Origin of the sequence: Candidatus Pelagibacter sp. IMCC9063 (genome assembly GCF_000195085.1) — a bacterium.
Taxonomy (GTDB): domain Bacteria; phylum Pseudomonadota; class Alphaproteobacteria; order Pelagibacterales; family Pelagibacteraceae; genus IMCC9063.
Map to the genome: position 1 here is coordinate 1,076,769 of NC_015380.1, position 16,764 is coordinate 1,093,532.

Annotated in this window: 14 protein-coding genes and 2 tRNA genes; all 16 read right to left on the minus strand. The window is 34.5% G+C overall.

The annotated features are described in order from the left end of the window. Position 1 precedes the first annotated feature (1 nt). The 16 genes from rplC to SAR11G3_RS05845 all read right to left on the minus strand — a co-directional run bounded on the left by rplC (position 2) and on the right by SAR11G3_RS05845 (position 16,698). A complete protein-coding gene (rplC, locus tag SAR11G3_RS05770) occupies positions 2-820 on the minus strand; it encodes a 50S ribosomal protein L3 (RefSeq protein WP_013695864.1) in 819 nt (272 codons plus the stop codon). A gap of 2 nt (positions 821-822) precedes the next feature. Continuing rightward, positions 823-1,131 carry a 30S ribosomal protein S10 gene (gene rpsJ, locus SAR11G3_RS05775; protein WP_013695865.1) on the minus strand — a complete coding sequence of 103 codons (309 nt, stop codon included), beginning with the start codon at positions 1,129-1,131 and terminating at the stop codon, positions 823-825. Between the two features lie 3 nt (positions 1,132-1,134). Beyond that, complete coding sequence (gene fusA, locus SAR11G3_RS05780; protein WP_013695866.1) at positions 1,135-3,210, minus strand: elongation factor G; 2,076 nt, start codon at positions 3,208-3,210, stop codon at positions 1,135-1,137. 2 nt (positions 3,211-3,212) lie between these two features. Next, the gene (gene rpsG / locus SAR11G3_RS05785; RefSeq protein ID WP_013695867.1) at positions 3,213-3,683 is read right to left on the minus strand and encodes a 30S ribosomal protein S7; all 471 of its coding nucleotides are present in this window, start codon (positions 3,681-3,683) and stop codon (positions 3,213-3,215) included. A 2-nt stretch (positions 3,684-3,685) separates the two neighbouring features. Next, on the minus strand, positions 3,686-4,057 hold the full coding sequence (rpsL, locus tag SAR11G3_RS05790) for a 30S ribosomal protein S12 (protein WP_013695868.1): 372 nt from the start codon (positions 4,055-4,057) through the stop codon (positions 3,686-3,688). A gap of 173 nt (positions 4,058-4,230) precedes the next feature. Continuing rightward, positions 4,231-8,397: a DNA-directed RNA polymerase subunit beta' gene (gene rpoC, locus SAR11G3_RS05795; protein ID WP_013695869.1), complete on the minus strand. Its 4,167-nt coding sequence runs from the start codon at positions 8,395-8,397 to the stop codon at positions 4,231-4,233. Positions 8,398-8,399: 2 nt separating this feature from the next. After that, the gene (rpoB, locus tag SAR11G3_RS05800; protein WP_081456294.1) at positions 8,400-12,449 is read right to left on the minus strand and encodes a DNA-directed RNA polymerase subunit beta; all 4,050 of its coding nucleotides are present in this window, start codon (positions 12,447-12,449) and stop codon (positions 8,400-8,402) included. A gap of 81 nt (positions 12,450-12,530) precedes the next feature. Beyond that, positions 12,531-12,902 (minus strand): 50S ribosomal protein L7/L12, encoded by a 372-nt coding sequence (gene rplL / locus SAR11G3_RS05805; protein WP_013695872.1) that lies wholly within the window; start codon positions 12,900-12,902, stop codon positions 12,531-12,533. 23 nt (positions 12,903-12,925) lie between these two features. Then, complete coding sequence (rplJ, locus tag SAR11G3_RS05810) at positions 12,926-13,438, minus strand: 50S ribosomal protein L10 (protein ID WP_013695873.1); 513 nt, start codon at positions 13,436-13,438, stop codon at positions 12,926-12,928. 4 nt (positions 13,439-13,442) lie between these two features. Next, positions 13,443-14,135, minus strand: coding sequence for a 50S ribosomal protein L1 (rplA, locus tag SAR11G3_RS05815; protein ID WP_013695874.1), 693 nt, complete (start codon positions 14,133-14,135; stop codon positions 13,443-13,445). After that, positions 14,135-14,560: a 50S ribosomal protein L11 gene (gene rplK / locus SAR11G3_RS05820; protein WP_013695875.1), complete on the minus strand. Its 426-nt coding sequence runs from the start codon at positions 14,558-14,560 to the stop codon at positions 14,135-14,137. Before rplK ends, rplA begins: the two co-directional genes overlap by 1 nt. Before the next feature lie 4 nt (positions 14,561-14,564). After that, positions 14,565-15,092: a transcription termination/antitermination protein NusG gene (gene nusG, locus SAR11G3_RS05825; protein ID WP_013695876.1), complete on the minus strand. Its 528-nt coding sequence runs from the start codon at positions 15,090-15,092 to the stop codon at positions 14,565-14,567. A gap of 7 nt (positions 15,093-15,099) precedes the next feature. Beyond that, a complete protein-coding gene (gene secE, locus SAR11G3_RS05830; protein WP_013695877.1) occupies positions 15,100-15,285 on the minus strand; it encodes a preprotein translocase subunit SecE in 186 nt (61 codons plus the stop codon). A 20-nt stretch (positions 15,286-15,305) separates the two neighbouring features. Beyond that, a tRNA-Trp gene (locus SAR11G3_RS05835) sits at positions 15,306-15,381 on the minus strand. 10 nt (positions 15,382-15,391) lie between these two features. Next, positions 15,392-16,585: an elongation factor Tu gene (gene tuf / locus SAR11G3_RS05840; protein WP_013695878.1), complete on the minus strand. Its 1,194-nt coding sequence runs from the start codon at positions 16,583-16,585 to the stop codon at positions 15,392-15,394. A 39-nt stretch (positions 16,586-16,624) separates the two neighbouring features. Next, positions 16,625-16,698: transfer RNA gene (locus SAR11G3_RS05845), tRNA-Gly, on the minus strand. Between the last annotated feature and the right edge of the window lie 66 nt (positions 16,699-16,764).

Consider the following 16,764-nt stretch of genomic DNA (forward strand, 5'->3'; position numbering starts at 1 on the left):
TTTAATCTTTCTTAACCTCTTCTGTTGAAGGAACTGCTTCAGCTGGTTTTTCTTTTGCAGCTAGTTTTTCAGCTTTTTCCAAAGCTTTAGCTTCTTTTGCAATATTCTTTTTGTCTTTTTTGTCTGTTTTAGATGTTTCAAGGTCAGCAAAATAACTTACTAGTCTTTCTTGAACACTAGATTTATTTTTTTTCTTAACTGCCTCTGTAATTTCTACGTATGCATTTTTACTACCAGGAACTGAACCTCTTAAATATAAAAGATTATTAACTAGATCAGCTTCAACTATCTCTAAACCTTGCATAGTTCTAAATTTATCACCCATGTGACCTGCCATTTTTTTTCCTTTGAAAACTTTACCTGGGTCTTGTCTTTGACCAGTAGATCCGTGTGATCTGTGAGATACAGAAACACCATGTGTTGCTCTCAATCCACCAAAATTCCAACGCTTCATAACTCCAGCAAAACCTTTACCAATGGTTTTTGATCTAATATCTACGTATTTTTTATCTTTTAAAATATCTAAAGTAACATCTGATCCGGCTTTGAATTCTTCTGTGTTCTCTACTCTATATTCTTTCAGAAATTTTTTAGCTTCTAATGATTTTTTTGCATAAAAACCCTTCATGGATTTGGTAAGTTTTGAACTTTTAATATGACCATAACCAACTAACAAAGCAGAATAACCACGCTTATCCTTTTCAATAACTTCGACTATTTTACCAGGCTCGACCTGCAAGACTGTCACAGGAACGGCCTCACCACTCTCGTAGAATTTTTGTGTCATACCAATTTTTTTACCAACCAAGCCTAATCTCATAACTAAATTTTAATCTCCACATCTACACCAGCCGCAAGATCTAACTTCATTAAAGCTTCGATCGTTTGGGGTGTTGGTTCTAAAATATCAATAAGTCTCTTATGAGTTCTTGTTTCAAATTGCTCTCTACTTTTTTTGTCAATGTGAGGAGATCTCAAAACGGTAAAAATTTCTTTCGTAGTCGGCAAAGGAATAGGTCCTTTGATTTGAGCACCAGTTCTTTTTGCAGTATTCACAATTTCAATAGTAGACTGGTCCAATATTTTATGATCGTACGCTTGTAATCTAATTCTTATTTGCTGCTTATCCATAATTTATGCTAATTTTTTAGTTACTTCGTCTTGAACATTTTGAGGAACTTTCTCATAATGATCAAAAGTCATTGTATACTGTGCTCTACCTTGAGACATAGATCTTAGGTTGTTTACATAACCAAACATGTTTGCAAGTGGGACCATTGCATTTATCACTGTTGCATTACCTCTTTTATCTGTTGAACCAATTTGTCCTCTTCTTGAATTTAAATCTCCAATTACATCTCCCATATGATCTTCTGGGGTAACTACTTCTACTTTCATAATTGGTTCAAGTAATTTTAGCCCAGCTTTAGTACAGGCCTCTTTAAACCCCATTCTTCCAGCAATTTCAAAAGCCAGAACACTAGAATCTACATCGTGATGCAAACCATCAATGATAGTTACCTTATAATCCAACATAGGAAATCCTGCCAAAATCCCTGAATCTGCAACTCCTTCAATCCCTTTTTCAACACCAGGAATAAATTCTTTAGGTATTGATCCACCTTTAACAATATTTTCAATTTCTCTACCCTTACCAGGCTCTAATGGCTCAACACTTAATTTAACTTTTGCAAATTGTCCTGCTCCACCAGATTGTTTTTTATGTGTGTAGTCAACCGTGGCTGTACCTTGAATAGTTTCTCTGTAAGCAACTTGAGGAGCTCCAATATTAGCCTCTACTTTGAACTCTCTTTTCATTCTATCAACAATAATATCCAAATGTAATTCACCCATTCCTTTGATAATTGTTTGGCCAGATTCATTGTCTGAAGAAACTCTAAAGGAAGGATCTTCTTTTGCTAATCTAGCTAAAGCTTCCCCCATTTTTTCTTGGTCAGCTTTAGTCTTAGGCTCAACTGCAATTTCAATAACGGGATCTGGAAAATCCATAGGTTCTAAAAGAATTGGATTAGATGGATCAGATAAAGTATGTCCGGTAATTGTATGTTTTAAACCAGCAAGAGCCACAATGTCTCCTGTTGATGCTGTTTTAATATCTTCCCTATCGTTTGCATGCATAAGAAGCATTCTTCCAACTCTTTCTTCTTTATCTTTGCTGGTATTCATAACTCCAGTTGCAGCATTTAATGTTCCAGAATAAATTCTAATAAAAGTTAAAGACCCCACAAACGGGTCGTTAGCAACTTTAAAAGCCAAGGCAGAAAATGGTTCAGAGTTTCCAAACTTTCTAATAATCTCATCTTCGGTACCAGGCTTAGTTCCTGTAATTTCTCCAATATCTAGAGGGCTTGGCAAGTAATCTACGACAGCATCAAGCAAAGGCTGAACGCCTTTATTTTTAAAAGCTGATCCACAAACAATTGGAACAAAAGAAAAATCTAAGGTACCTTTTCGAATGCATTTTTTTAAATCATCTTCTGAAATATCTTTACCATCAAGATAAGCTGCCATTAAATCTTCATCCTGCTCTACTGCAGTTTCAACTAATTCTTTTCTATATTTTTCAGCTTCTTCTTTTAAATTTTCAGGAATTTCAACTTCTTCAAACTTGGCTCCAAGACTTTCATCATTCCAAATAACACCCTTCATTTTTACCAAGTCAACGATACCTTTTAAATCAGCTTCCAATCCTATAGGAAGTTGAAGAAGCAAGGGTTTTGCGCCTAAACGTTCCCTAATCATGTCAACACACATAAAAAAATTTGCTCCAGTTCTATCTAGTTTATTAACAAAACACATTCTAGGAACTTTATATTTGTCAGCCTGTCTCCAAACAGTCTCTGACTGAGGTTCAACTCCTGCTACTCCATCAAATACAGCAACAGCACCATCTAAGACTTTTAATGATCTTTCAACCTCAATCGTAAAATCAACGTGGCCTGGAGTGTCAATGATGTTAATTCTATGATCTTTCCAAAAACAGGTTGTAGCGGCAGAAGTAATGGTAATTCCTCTTTCCTGCTCTTGTTCCATCCAGTCCATAGTGGCAGCGCCATCATGAACTTCTCCAATTTTATGTTCTTTACCCGTGTAATACAAAACACGCTCTGTTGTTGTGGTCTTTCCAGCATCAATATGAGCCATGATCCCAATGTTTCTGTATTTATCTTTTGTAATTTCTGCAGTCATAATTACCACCTAAAATGAGCAAAAGCCTTATTTGACTCTGCCATTTTATGAACGTCCTCTTTTTTTTTAATTGCATTACCTTTATTGGTTGACGCATCTAGAAACTCTTTTGATAATCTTTCTTGCATTGTTTTGTCACCTCTTTTTTTAGAAGATTCAATTAACCATCTAATTGCTAAAGCTTGTCCTCTATCGGAACGCACTTCAACAGGAACTTGATAAGTAGCCCCACCCACTCTTCTAGACTTAACTTCTAAATTAGGTCTAACATTTTTAATCGCCTCATTAAAAACATCCAATGGATCTTGTTTTGATTTCTCTTTAATAATTTCAAATGTTTTGTAAACAATTTTTTCAGCAACTGTTTTTTTTCCGTCAAGCATTAAAGAATTAATAAATTTTGTAATTACTCTTGTTCCATAAACTGGGTCAACTTCTACTTGTCTTTTAATTTGAGCTCTTCTTCTAGACATAATTATTTAGGTCTCTTCGTTCCATACTTGGAACGTCTTTGTTTTCTGTTAGCTACACCTTGAGTGTCCAAAAGACCTCTTACGGTATGATATCTAACTCCAGGTAAGTCTTTAACTCTTCCTCCACGTATCATAACAACTGAGTGTTCTTGCAAGTTATGTCCTTCTCCAGGAATGTAACTTGTAACTTCAGAACCATTAGACAATCTAACTCTTGCAACTTTTCTCAATGCTGAATTCGGTTTTTTTGGAGTGGTCGTATAAACTCTTGTGCAAACTCCTCTTTTTAAAGGACAAGCATCAAGCGCGGGAACTTTGTTCCTTGCTACGATTTTTTTCCTTTTCTTTTTTAACAACTGATTGATAGTTGGCATAATTTTTCAAATAATTATTTTTAAGGAAAGCTTACGTAGAACTGTAAAAGGGTAGTAGTTTAAAGACAAAAAAGCTTTACGTGCTACCTTAAAAATTTCGCTATTAATACTGATTTCTGCCAGAAGGTCAATAACAAGTTGGGTCTGAAATGCTTAAAATTAAGGGCTTTTAATTACTGAATTGCTTCTTCAACTGGCTCTGATTTTTGATTTTTAATCTTCTCTTGAAGTTCAATATCTTTTTTCTGAGCTTCGTTATTTAGTCGTATACGACTCATTCCACTACCTGCAGGTATCAATCTACCAACGATAACGTTCTCTTTTAGTCCGTACAAGTCATCAGATTTTCCTTTAATGGCAGCGTCGGTCAATACTCGAGTAGTTTCTTGGAAAGAAGCTGCTGAAATAAACGATTTAGTTTGTAGTGAAGCCTTTGTAATACCTAGCAACACAGGGTCAGCAACAATTTGCTTTTTACCTTCTTTTTTCAACTCAGCGTTAATATTAAGAACATCAATTTTGTCTATAACTTCTCCCAACAAGTAATTACTATCTCCAGGATTTTTAATATCTACTTTTCTCAACATTTGTCTCAAAATTACTTCAATATGCTTATCGTTAATAACCACACCTTGTAAACGGTAAACATCCTGAACCTCATTAACAAAATACTCTGTTAGATATTCAACACCTAAGATTTTTAAAATATCATGTGTAGCTGGACTTCCGTCTAAAAGATATTCTCCTTTAGAAATACCTTCGCCAGGATTGAAATTGATTTGTTTTCCTTTTGGAATTAAATAATTCGATTCAACTCCATCTTCTCCTTGGATGGTAATTTTTTGTTTTCCTCTAACCTCTTTACCGAAGATTATTTTTCCATCATTTTCTGCAATGATAGCTCCTTCTTTTGGTTTTCTTGCTTCAAACAATTCAGCTACCCTTGGCAGACCACCTGTAATATCTTTTGTTTTAGATGTTGCTTTTGGCAATCTTGCTAACACGTCTCCAGCATTTACTGTAGAGCCATCAGCTACTGATAAAATTGTTTCTGGTGATAAATAATATCTAGCCTCATTACCGTCCGCTTTTTTGACTACGTCATCTTTTTTATCTCTAAGCGTAATTCTTGGTTTTAGGTCTAAGCTTTTTGATTGAGATCTCCAATCCAAAACTATTTTAGATGATATACCTGTGTTTTCATCTGTCTTGTCTGAAATCGACGACCCATCAACTAAATCAACGTAATTTACAATTCCAGCTGTCTCAGCAATAACTGGCAATGTGTAAGGATCCCATTCACAAATTTTTTGATTTTTCTTTACAGGCTGATCTGGTCTTACAAATAACTTAGTTCCATAGGGAACTTTATAAGAAGCTTTCACATATCCATCTTTTTCAATAGTGATTTCAATATTTCTTCCCATGATAATTAAATTTTTAGAGGAATCTTCCACAAGATTTTTACTTAGTAATTTCAATACACCATCTGATGGTGCCATAACTGATGACTCTTCTTTAAATGAGGCTGTACCTCCCACGTGAAAGGTTCTCATGGTTAACTGAGTACCAGGCTCACCAATAGATTGCGCAGCTATCATTCCAACACACTCACCTACTGAAACTGGTTTTCCTCTTGCTAAATCTCGACCATAACATTTTTGACAAACACCTTTTTGACTAGAGCAGGTAATAACTGAATAAACTTTAGCTGTTTTTACTCCAGCAGCTTCAATTAATTCACATCTTTCTTCGTCAATCATTTGCTTTTTCTTAACAATAACTTCCCCTGTTAAAGAGTTTTTAATATCTTCAGCTGCATATCTACCTAGTGACCTGTCAGCCAAACTCACCATAATATTTCCACCTTCGATAATCTCACCGATCGTAATAGGCTTATCGTTACCACAATCTAAAGATGAAATGATAACATCCTGAGAAACATCACAAAGTCTTCTAGTAAGGTAACCAGAGTTTGCTGTTTTTAAGGCTGTATCTGCAAGGCCTTTTCTTGCTCCGTGAGTTGAAGTGAAATATTCTAAAATAGTCAAACCTTCTTTAAAGTTTGAAATAATTGGAGTTTCGATAATTTCACCAGATGGTTTTGCCATCAATCCACGCATACCCGCTAATTGCTTCATCTGGGCTGCTGATCCCCTAGCTCCAGAGTCTGCCATCATAAATACAGAATTAATTTGTATTTTTCCTTCTTTGTCTTTTTTAGGAGTGGAAATATTGTCCATCATCTCTGATGCAATTTTATCAGTACATTTAGACCACTGATCGATCACTTTATTATATTTTTCGCCTTTAGTAATCAAACCTTCAGCATACTGGTCTTCATATTCTTCTACTAATTTTTTTGCGTCTTTGATTATATCCTTTTTACTTTCTGGAATAATAAGGTCGTCTTTACCAAAAGAAATACCAGCTTTAAATGCATTTTTAAAACCCAAGCTCATTAAACGATCGCAAAAAATAACTGTTTCTTTTTGTCCGCAAAATCTAAATACCTTGTCAATAACTTCTGAAATATTTTTCTTAGCTAAAGTTTGGTTAATTAAATCAAATTTAATATCTTTGTTCTTAGGTAAAATATTAGAAATAATAAATCTGCCTGCTGTACTTTCAAATTTTTTAAAAATTAAATTACCCTTGTCATCTTTTGTTTCAAACCTTGAGATAATTTTAGAGTGAATATGTATATTTCCTCCCTCAATGGCTTGTTCGATTTCATTAATATTTAAAAAATAACCCTGAGGCTTTTCATCTTTATTTTCTAATGGTTCTTGAGATAAATAATAAATACCTAGTACCATGTCTTGACTAGGTACAATAATTGGCTTTCCGTTAGCTGGGTGAAGAATGTTGTTTGTGGACATCATCAAAACTCTAGCTTCCAACTGCGCTTCAATACTTAAAGGAACGTGAACTGCCATTTGGTCACCATCAAAGTCAGCGTTAAATGCTGCTGTTACCAAAGGATGTAATTGAATAGCTTTCATCTCGGTCAATACTGGTTCGAAAGCTTGAACGCCCAATCTATGCAAAGTAGGGGCCCTATTTAGAAGAACCGGGTGCTGCCTGATAACTTCATCTAAAATATCCCACACTTCCTGTTTTTCTTTTTCAACTATTTTTTTTGCTTGCTTAATAGTTGTTGCATAACCAAGCTTGTCTAATCTTGCATAAACAAAAGGTTTAAATAGCTCTAATGCCATTTTTTTAGGCAGACCACATTGGTGTAACTTTAGTTCTGGTCCAGAAACAATTACGGATCTTCCTGAATAATCAACTCGCTTACCTAATAAGTTTTGTCTAAACCTTCCTTGTTTTCCTTTAAGCATTTCTGCTAAAGATTTTAAAGGTCGTTTTCCTGTTCCTGTTATAACTCTACCTCTTCTACCATTGTCAAAAAGAGCATCAACAGATTCTTGAAGCATTCTTTTTTCATTTCTAACGATGATATCAGGAGCTCTTAAATCCATTAATCTTCTTAAACGATTATTTCTATTAATCACTCTTCTGTAAAGATCGTTCAAATCCGAAGTTGCAAATCTTCCACCATCTAGAGGAACTAGAGGTCTAAGTTCAGGCGGAATTACTGGCAAAGTAGTTAGGACCATCCATTCAGCTTTATTTCCTGAAGCAATGAATGATTCAATTAATTTTAATCTTTTGATAGTTCTTTCTTCATTCACTTTCGATGTAATATTAGGAAGTTCTTCTCTAAGCCTATCTCTATCAGCTTCCATATCTAAGTTGGCAAGGCAATCTCTAATAGCAGAAGCGCCAATACCACCCGTAAAAGAATCTTCTCCAAATTCTTCTTGGGCTTTTAAAAATTCTTCTTCTGAAACAATTTGATTTCTGTGGAAAGGAGTTAATCCAGGCTCTATAATGATAAAGTGTTCGTAATATAAAACTTTTTCTAGATCTTTTAATTTTAAATCCAAAGCAAGTGCAATTCTGCTTGGTAGTGATTTTAAAAACCAAATGTGAGAAACGGGTGTAGCCAAATCAATGTGGCCCATTCTATCTCTTCTAACATTAGATTTAGTAATTTCAGTTCCACATTTTTCGCAAATAATACCCCTGAACTTCATACCTTTGTATTTTCCACATAGACATTCGTAATCTTTGACAGGACCAAAAATTCTTGCACAAAATAAGCCATCTTTTTCAGGCTTGAAAGTTCTATAATTAATAGTCTCTGGTTTTTTTATTTCTCCAAAAGACCAAGATTTAATTTTTTCAGGACTAGCAAGAGATATTTTTATTTTAGAAAAAACGTCTTTGCTAATTTTTTTAGAAAATAAATTTGATAGTTCTCTACTCATAATTAATTAAGCTCCAAGTTTAATGCTAATGATCTAATTTCTTTAACTAATACGTTAAACGATTCTGGGATACCCGATTCAAAATCGTCATCTCCTTTAACAATGGTTTCGTATACTTTAGTTCTTCCTGCAACATCGTCAGATTTCACAGTTAAAATTTCTTGTAGTGTATAAGCGGCACCATAAGCTTCTAGCGCCCAAACTTCCATCTCACCAAATCTTTGTCCACCAAATTGAGCTTTTCCACCTAAAGGTTGCTGTGTAACTAAACTATAAGGACCAGTTGATCTTGCGTGTATTTTGTCATCCACCATATGATACAATTTAAGCATATAGATTATCCCAACAGTCACTTCTCTATCAAACTTCTCGCCTGTTCTTCCATCGTATAAAGTAGTTTGTCCACTCTCTGGCAGCCCAGAAAATTTCAACATGTCAGTAACATCTTCCACACTTGCACCGTCAAATACTGGAGTGGCAATAGGAACGCCTGAAGAAAGATTCTGCAAAACATCTTTTAATTCATTGTTGGTAAAATTTTGAATTTCTTTTTCAATTTCTTTATCATTGTAAATAGAGGATAATGCATCTTTAGTATGAGCTGCATTTTTAGTGGTCTTTTGATATTCGTCTAGGATTTTTTTAATTTTCTCACCCAATTCTGAACAAGCCCAGCCTAAATGAGTTTCTAAAATTTGTCCTACATTCATACGACTTGGCACACCAAGAGGATTTAGAACAATATCAACTTGCTTACCATTGGCCATGTAAGGCATATCTTCAACAGGAACTATTCGACTAATAACACCTTTGTTACCGTGCCTACCTGCCATTTTATCACCAGGCTGCAATTTTCTTTTCATCGCAACAAAAACTTTTACCATTTTCATAACACCAGGTAACAATTCATCACCTCGTTCTATTTTGTCAATCTTGTCATCAAACCTTAATTCAATATCTTTTTTTGCTTTAGAGTACTGTTCTTTCAAAATTGCTAGATCAGATAATGACTTTTCAGAATCTGTTGATAATTTCAAGGTTTCACCCAATGTCAGTTCTGATAAAATTTCTTTTGTTAGTTTGGTTCCTTTGGTAATTTTTTTATAATCATCACCCAAGCTAGAACCTTCTAAAATTTCGATTGCTCTACTTTTAATGTTAAGTTCAAGGATTGCTTCTTCAGCATACTTGTCTTCTAAAACAGATTCGATCTCAGCTTTTTCAATAGAAAGGGCTCTTTCATCTTTTTCAATACCATGACGATTAAAAACTCTAACTTCGACAACTGTACCACCGGTGCCAGAAGGCATTTTTAAAGAAGTGTCTCTTACATCAATTGCTTTTTCACCAAAAATGGCTCTCAATAATTTTTCTTCTGACGTAACTTTTGTATCTCCTTTGGGAGTTAATTTTCCAACTAAAATATCACCAGGTTTCACTTCTGCACCAACATAAACAATTCCTGATTCATCTAGATTCCGTAAAGCTTCTTCACTAGTATTTGGAATGTCTCTTGTAATTTCTTCAGGTCCTAATTTGGTATCTCTTGCCATCACGTCATATTCTTCAATATGGATAGAGGTAAATACATCTTCAGAAACACATCTTTCAGAAATTAAGATAGAATCTTCAAAATTGTAACCAAGCCATGGCATAAATGCCACCATTACATTTTTTCCTAATGCTAATTCTCCAAATTGAGTTGAAGGTCCATCTGCAATGACATCCCCTTGCTTAACTACATCTCCGACTTTAACTAAAGGTCGTTGATTAGTACAGGTGTTCTGGTTTGATCTTTGAAATTTTTGTAAATTATAAATGTCAACGCTGGAAATAGTAAGATCTTTTTCAGAAGTTGCTTTTACAACAATTCTTTTTCCGTCAATTTTCTCAACCACACCTTCTCTTTTTGCAACAATGGTAGCTCCGGAATCTAAAGCCACATCTTTTTCCATTCCGGTTCCAACTAAAGGAGACTCATTTTTAATCAAAGGAACAGCTTGTCTCATCATGTTAGATCCCATCAATGCTCTGTTAGCATCATCATTTTCTAAAAAAGGAATTAGTGCAGCGGCGACTGAAACCACCTGTTTAGGTGATACGTCCATGTAATCAATATTGTCTGGTTTTGCCAATTCAAATCCAAGGCTTTTTCTGCAAGAAACTAGCTCGTCTTTAAATGAACTGTCATCCTTCAAGCTAGAATTTGCTTGGGCTATAGTAAACTTACCCTCTTCCATTGCTGAAAGATGATGAATTTCTTTAGTAACTTTGGAATTTTTTACTACTCTGTAAGGACTTTCAATAAATCCATATCTATTTACTTTTGAATAAGTAGCTAAACTATTAATCAAACCAATGTTCGGTCCCTCTGGAGTTTCGATTGGACAAATTCTTCCGTAATGCGTCGGGTGCACATCCCTTACCTCAAAGCCAGCTCTTTCTCTTGTTAATCCACCAGGCCCTAAAGCAGAAACTCTTCGTTTGTGTGTAATTTCAGCTAATGGATTAGTTTGGTCCATAAATTGAGATAGTTGAGAGGTACCAAAAAATTCTTTTAATGATGCGGCTATAGGTTTTGAGTTAATGAGATCTTGTGGCATGACAGTATCAATTTCTACAGAAGACATTTTCTCTTTAATGGCTCTTTCCATTCGAACTAACCCAACTCTAAATTGGTTTTCCACTAGTTCACCTACAGATCTAACTCTTCTGTTTCCTAAGTGATCAATATCGTCGGTATCTTCCTTGCCATCTTTAAGACGAAGCATTTTTTCAACAATTCTAAGTATATCTTCTTTGGTTAAAACTGTATTTTTTACATCTACATCTAAGTCTAATTTGCTATTTAGCTTTACTCTACCCACGTCGGATAAATCGTAACGAGTGTTATTGAAAAACAAGTTATTAAATAAATTTCTAGAAGTTTCCGGTGTTGGAGGCTCACCTGGTCTTAAAACACGGTAAATATCCATACAAGCTTCATCTGAATTGTTGTTTTTGTCTACTACCAACGTATTTCTTAAGTAAGAACCAATATTCATTCCATCGATATCCGCAAGATAGAAAGTTTTGATATTTAAATGATTTAGCTTTTCTAATGTTTCTACAGTAATCTCATCGCCAGATTCAAAGTAAACTTCACCTGTTTTTTCATTAATAATATCACTAGAAAAGTATCTTCCATGAAGCTCTTCAAAATTAATTAAAATGTTTTTTAAACCTTCTTTTTCAAACTTCATTGCCAAAGGTAGAGGAATTTTAGTTCCTTCTTTTACAACTTTTTTATTAGTATCTGCATTAATTAAATCAAATCTTATTTTGGAGTTTTTATAACCAGATGCAATAAACTTTGTTTTGCATGTATTTTCATTAGTAAAATCAAATCTAATAGATTTGTGAAATAAGTTTAACAACTCATCTTTAGCATGACCTAATGCCATTAACAGAGTGGTAACTGGAATTTTTCTTTTTCTATCTATTCTAAAATATAAAATATCTTTAATATCGTACTCAAGGTCTAACCAAGAACCTCTGTATGGAATTACTCTACAATTAAATAAAAGCTTTCCGCTGGAGTGACCTTTTCCTTTATCGTGATCCAAGAACAATCCTGGACTTCTGTGCATTTGATTAACTACTACACGGTCCGTTCCGTTCACAACAAAAGTTCCTTTTTCAGTCATCAAAGGAACATCACTCATGTAAACTTCCTGTTCTTTTGCAGAAAGAATTTGTTTGGTTTGAGCTTCTTCGTTAATATCATAAGCAACTAATCGCAAAGTCACTTTCAATGGTGCAGAATAAGTTAAGCCTCTTTGCTTACATTCACCAACATCATACTTTTCCTTTTCAAATCTATACGAGATATATTCAATAGTTGCATGACCTGCAAAATCTTCAATAGGAAAAACTTCTTTGAATACTTTATCTAAACCAGAAACGGCTTTTTCTTCAGCGGATTTTAAAAAACTATTGTACGAAGACCTTTGGACCTCAATTAGGTCAGGTATTTTTAAAATGTTTTCTAACTTACCAAAACTTTTTCTTATTTTTTTTTATCCGTAAAAGATAAATGCATAAATATTTCTATGATCCAGTGTTACCTGGATTTAAATTTTTGTAAGTTAAACTTATTTTAATTCTACTTTGGCACCAATAGCTGCAAATTTTTTCTGCAACTCTTCAGCATCTTTTTTAGCAACACCTTGCTTTAATTCTTTAGGTGCAGCTTCAACTAGATCTTTAGCTTCTTTTAAACCAAGTCCAGTAAATGCTCTCACTTCTTTAATAGCACCAATTTTATTATCCCCTGCAGCTGTTAGTACTACGGTAAAATCAGTTTTTTCTTCGGCAGCTTCTCCGCCAGCAGCGCCAGCAGCAGCAACCGCTACAGGAGCAGCAGCAGTAACGCCCCACTTTTCTTCTAAAGTTTTTGAAAGCTCTGCAGCCTCAACCACTGTTAATTTTGATAAGTCTTCTACAATTTTATTTAAGTCTGTCATTTGGTATCCCTTGAATTGTGTGGTTAATCTTTTTTTAAACTTTTTGCGTGCGCCAAATTAGCAATTTTTGCGCCAGGTGCAAGCAAAATACTTATTAATTGTTGAGCTGGTGTTTGCAATATAGCTGCGATTTTAGCCCTTGCTTCATCTAGTGTCGGTAATGTCGCAATCTTAGCTACATCTTCTGGGGCTAAAACTTTACTATCCATTACTCCGCCCACGATTTTTAACATGTCATTCTTCTTTTGGAAGTTAACTAATGTTTTCGCTAAAGTAATTGGATCTTTTGATAGAGCTACTCCAGTTTGTCCTGAAAAAAGAGAAATAGCTTCTTCATGCTGGGTATCCTTTAAAGCAATCTTTGTAATTCTATTTTTTGTAACTTTTAATAAAGCTCCAGCTTCACGCATCTGGTTTCTCAAATCATCAAGCTGATTAACATTTAAACCATGGTAATGATAAATCATCATAGCTTCATTATTATTTAAGCTTTCCTTTAAGGAAGAAACGTAGCTAGATTTTTGTTCTCGGTTCATATGATTAATTTGCTAAATTTAATTTTACAGACGGTCCCATAGAATTAGTTACAAAAATATTTTTAATGTAATTACCTTTTAGGCCTACTGGTTTTTCTTTTTCAATAACGTCATATACCGATTTAAAATTTTCAATTATTTTAGAATCGTCAAAGTTCACTCTTCCTATAGATAAATTTAGGTTTCCATCTTTATCGCAACGAATTTCAACTTTTCCATTTTTAATATCAGTCACAGCTTTTGCGACATTCGGCGAAACTGTTCCAAATTTTGGATTTGGCATAATGCCTTTCGGTCCAAGAACTTTTCCTAATTTTCCCACTTTGGACATCATGTCTGGTGCTGCAATCAAAACATCAAAATCAATTTTTCCTGAATTGATAGTTTCAATTAAATCATCTGAACCAGCAATTTCAGCTCCAGCAGATTTAGCCTCTTCGACCTTGTCATTAGAACAAATAACTGCAATTTTAATTTTTTTCCCGTTACCGTTTGGTAAGTCAACCGTAGTTCTTAAAACACTATCTGGTTTAGTTTTGTCTACTGCTAGAGAAAAACAAACATCAAACGATTCTACAAATTTAGCTTTTGATTTTTCTTTAATAACTTTAACAGCTTCTTCAATTTTCAAAGAATTATTTTTATCAAAATCTTTTACTAAAGATCGATATCTTTTTGATTTCTTTTTTTCAGCCATTAGTCTTTTACCTGTATTCCCATTGATCTTGCAGAACCTGCGATTATTTTAATTGCTTCTTCAATGTCAAAGGCACTTAAATCTTTCATTTTTGCTTCAGCAATTTTTTTTAATTGTTCTTTGGTAATAATTCCAGCTGACAACCTTCCTGGTTCTTTAGATCCAGATTTTAGTTTCATTGCTTCTTTAATTAAGTGAGAAGCTGGAGGTGTCTTGATAATAAAATCAAATTTTTTGTCTTTATAAATAGTAATGACAACTGGAACTGGCTGTCCCATAAATTCTTTTGTCTTATCATTAAAAGCCTTGCAAAATTCCATAATATTGATTCCACGCTGTCCTAGAGCAGGTCCAACAGGAGGAGCTGGATTTGCCTGCCCACCTTTAATTTGCAATTTTAAATAACCTGAAATTTCTTTTGCCATAATTCTATAATTTTTCTACCTGTGCATAATCTAAATCTACAGGTGTCGGCCTACCAAATATAGAAACTGAAACCTTAAGTCTAGATTTATCTTCATCTATTTCTTCAACTAAACCATTAAATGAAGCAAAAGGCCCATCTGAGACCTTAACTTGTTCACCAATAGTAAAGATAACTGAGCTAGTAGGGTTGGAAATGCTTTCTTCCATATTTCCAAGAATTTTTTGAACCTCATCCTCATGAATAGGTGAAGGCTTTCCTTGAGGGCCTAAAAAACCACTTACTTTTTTCAAGTCTTTAATTAAGTGATAAATTTGATCCGTCATAATCATTTTTGCAAGAACGTAGCCCGGAAAATACTTCTTTTTGACAATGGTTTTTTTTCCTTTTTTAATTTCAGTTACATCTTGTGTGGGAACTAAAACCTGATCAAAATGATCAGATAGATCAGCTTTATCCAGCTCTTCTTGAATTTGTTCTGAGACTTTCTTTTCAAATCCAGAGTAAGATTGAACAATGTACCATTTCATCATGTTGTGTTTAAGCTCCAATTAAGTAGTTAAGACCCACTTTAAAAAATTGATCTAAAAGTAAAAAAAACAAAGAAGCAACTACTGCCATAGCAATTACCATAACTGTTCCCATCAAAGCTTCCTTGCTTGTAGGCCAAGTGATTTTAAAAATCTCTTGTTTAACACTTCTTAAAAAATTAAGTGGGTTTTGCATAGTTATCTATATCTCAAATCTGGCAGGAGTGGAGGGACTTGAACCCACAGCCTCCGGTTTTGGAGACCGGCGCTCTACCAGTTGAGCTACACTCCTTTGTAGAGTTTTACTCTATAACTTTAGTTACTACTCCCGCACCAACAGTTCTTCCACCTTCTCTAATTGCAAATTTAAGATTTTCATCCATCGCAATGGGGTTGATTAAAGTTACTGTCATTTTAGCATCATCGCCAGGCATGATCATTTCTGTTCCTTCTGGCAATGTTACTTCACCTGTAACGTCCGTAGTTCTAAAATAAAACTGAGGTCTATATTTAGTAAAGAAAGGAGTATGTCTTCCACCCTCTTCTTTTTTCAAAATATAAGCTTGAGCTTCAAATTTTGTATGGGGTTTGATAGAACCAGGTTTTGCAAGAACTTGTCCACGCTCCACTTGATCCCTTTCAATTCCTCTAAGAAGAATTCCCACGTTGTCTCCAGCTTCACCTGAGTCTAAGAGTTTTCTAAACATTTCCACTCCAGTACAAACTGATTTTTGTGTTTCTTTAATTCCGATGATTTCAATTTCTTCACCAGTCTTAACTTGTCCAAGTTCAATTCTACCCGTCACTACTGTTCCACGTCCTGAAATTGAAAAGACATCTTCAATAGGCATTAGGAATGGTTTTTCAATAGGTCTTGCAGGCTGAGGAATAGTTTCGTCTACTGCTTTCATTAATTCAAGAATTGGTTTAATTCCCATTTCAGCATCACCTTCTAAAGCTTTTAAAGCTGACCCTTTAATAATTGGAATAGTGTCTCCTGGATATTTGTAAGAAGTAAGAAGTTCTCTAATTTCCATTTCAACTAATTCCAAAAGTTCTTTGTCATCTACCGTGTCACATTTATTTAAAAATACTACCAAAGAAGGGACTCCAACTTGTCTTGCAAGTAGAATGTGTTCTCTCGTTTGTGGCATTGGTCCATCTGCTGCATTCACAACCAAGATAGCTCCATCCATTTGTGCTGCACCAGTGATCATATTTTTTACATAGTCAGCATGACCTGGACAATCTACGTGTGCATAGTGTCTTGCTGGAGTTTCGTATTCAACATGAGCAGTTGAAATTGTAATTCCTCTTTCTTTTTCTTCAGGAGATTTGTCAATCTGATCGTATGCTGAAAAAGTTGCACTAGATCCTTCTGCTGTAGATAAAACTTTTGTAATTGCTGCAGTTAAAGTTGTTTTACCGTGGTCGACGTGGCCGATTGTTCCAATGTTACAATGCGGTTTGCTCCTGTTAAATTTCTCTTTTGACATTTTTATTTTTAATCCTTCTTATTTTTTTTGTTTAATTTTTGGAGCGGGTGAAGAGAATCGAACTCTCACAACCAGCTTGGAAGGCTGGAGTTCTACCATTGAACTACACCCGCAGTACCAAACTGTTTTACCCACAACAGCCATGTGCTTATAACATTAAAGTCTAAATAATCAACTAT

Excerpts from the sequence above, each read along its gene's own strand:
- rplC (WP_013695864.1), bottom strand. The coding sequence starts at position 820 with ATGAGATTAGGCTTGGTTGGTAAAAAAATTGGTATGACACAAAAATTC.
- rpsJ (WP_013695865.1), bottom strand. The coding sequence starts at position 1,131 with ATGGATAAGCAGCAAATAAGAATTAGATTACAAGCGTACGATCATAAA.
- fusA (WP_013695866.1), bottom strand. The coding sequence starts at position 3,210 with ATGACTGCAGAAATTACAAAAGATAAATACAGAAACATTGGGATCATG.
- rpsG (WP_013695867.1), bottom strand. The coding sequence starts at position 3,683 with ATGTCTAGAAGAAGAGCTCAAATTAAAAGACAAGTAGAAGTTGACCCA.
- rpsL (WP_013695868.1), bottom strand. The coding sequence starts at position 4,057 with ATGCCAACTATCAATCAGTTGTTAAAAAAGAAAAGGAAAAAAATCGTA.
- rpoC (WP_013695869.1), bottom strand. The coding sequence starts at position 8,397 with ATGAGTAGAGAACTATCAAATTTATTTTCTAAAAAAATTAGCAAAGAC.
- rplL (WP_013695872.1), bottom strand. The coding sequence starts at position 12,902 with ATGACAGACTTAAATAAAATTGTAGAAGACTTATCAAAATTAACAGTG.
- rplJ (WP_013695873.1), bottom strand. The coding sequence starts at position 13,438 with ATGAACCGAGAACAAAAATCTAGCTACGTTTCTTCCTTAAAGGAAAGC.
- rplA (WP_013695874.1), bottom strand. The coding sequence starts at position 14,135 with ATGGCTGAAAAAAAGAAATCAAAAAGATATCGATCTTTAGTAAAAGAT.
- rplK (WP_013695875.1), bottom strand. The coding sequence starts at position 14,560 with ATGGCAAAAGAAATTTCAGGTTATTTAAAATTGCAAATTAAAGGTGGG.
- nusG (WP_013695876.1), bottom strand. The coding sequence starts at position 15,092 with ATGATGAAATGGTACATTGTTCAATCTTACTCTGGATTTGAAAAGAAA.
- secE (WP_013695877.1), bottom strand. The coding sequence starts at position 15,285 with ATGCAAAACCCACTTAATTTTTTAAGAAGTGTTAAACAAGAGATTTTT.
- tuf (WP_013695878.1), bottom strand. The coding sequence starts at position 16,585 with ATGTCAAAAGAGAAATTTAACAGGAGCAAACCGCATTGTAACATTGGA.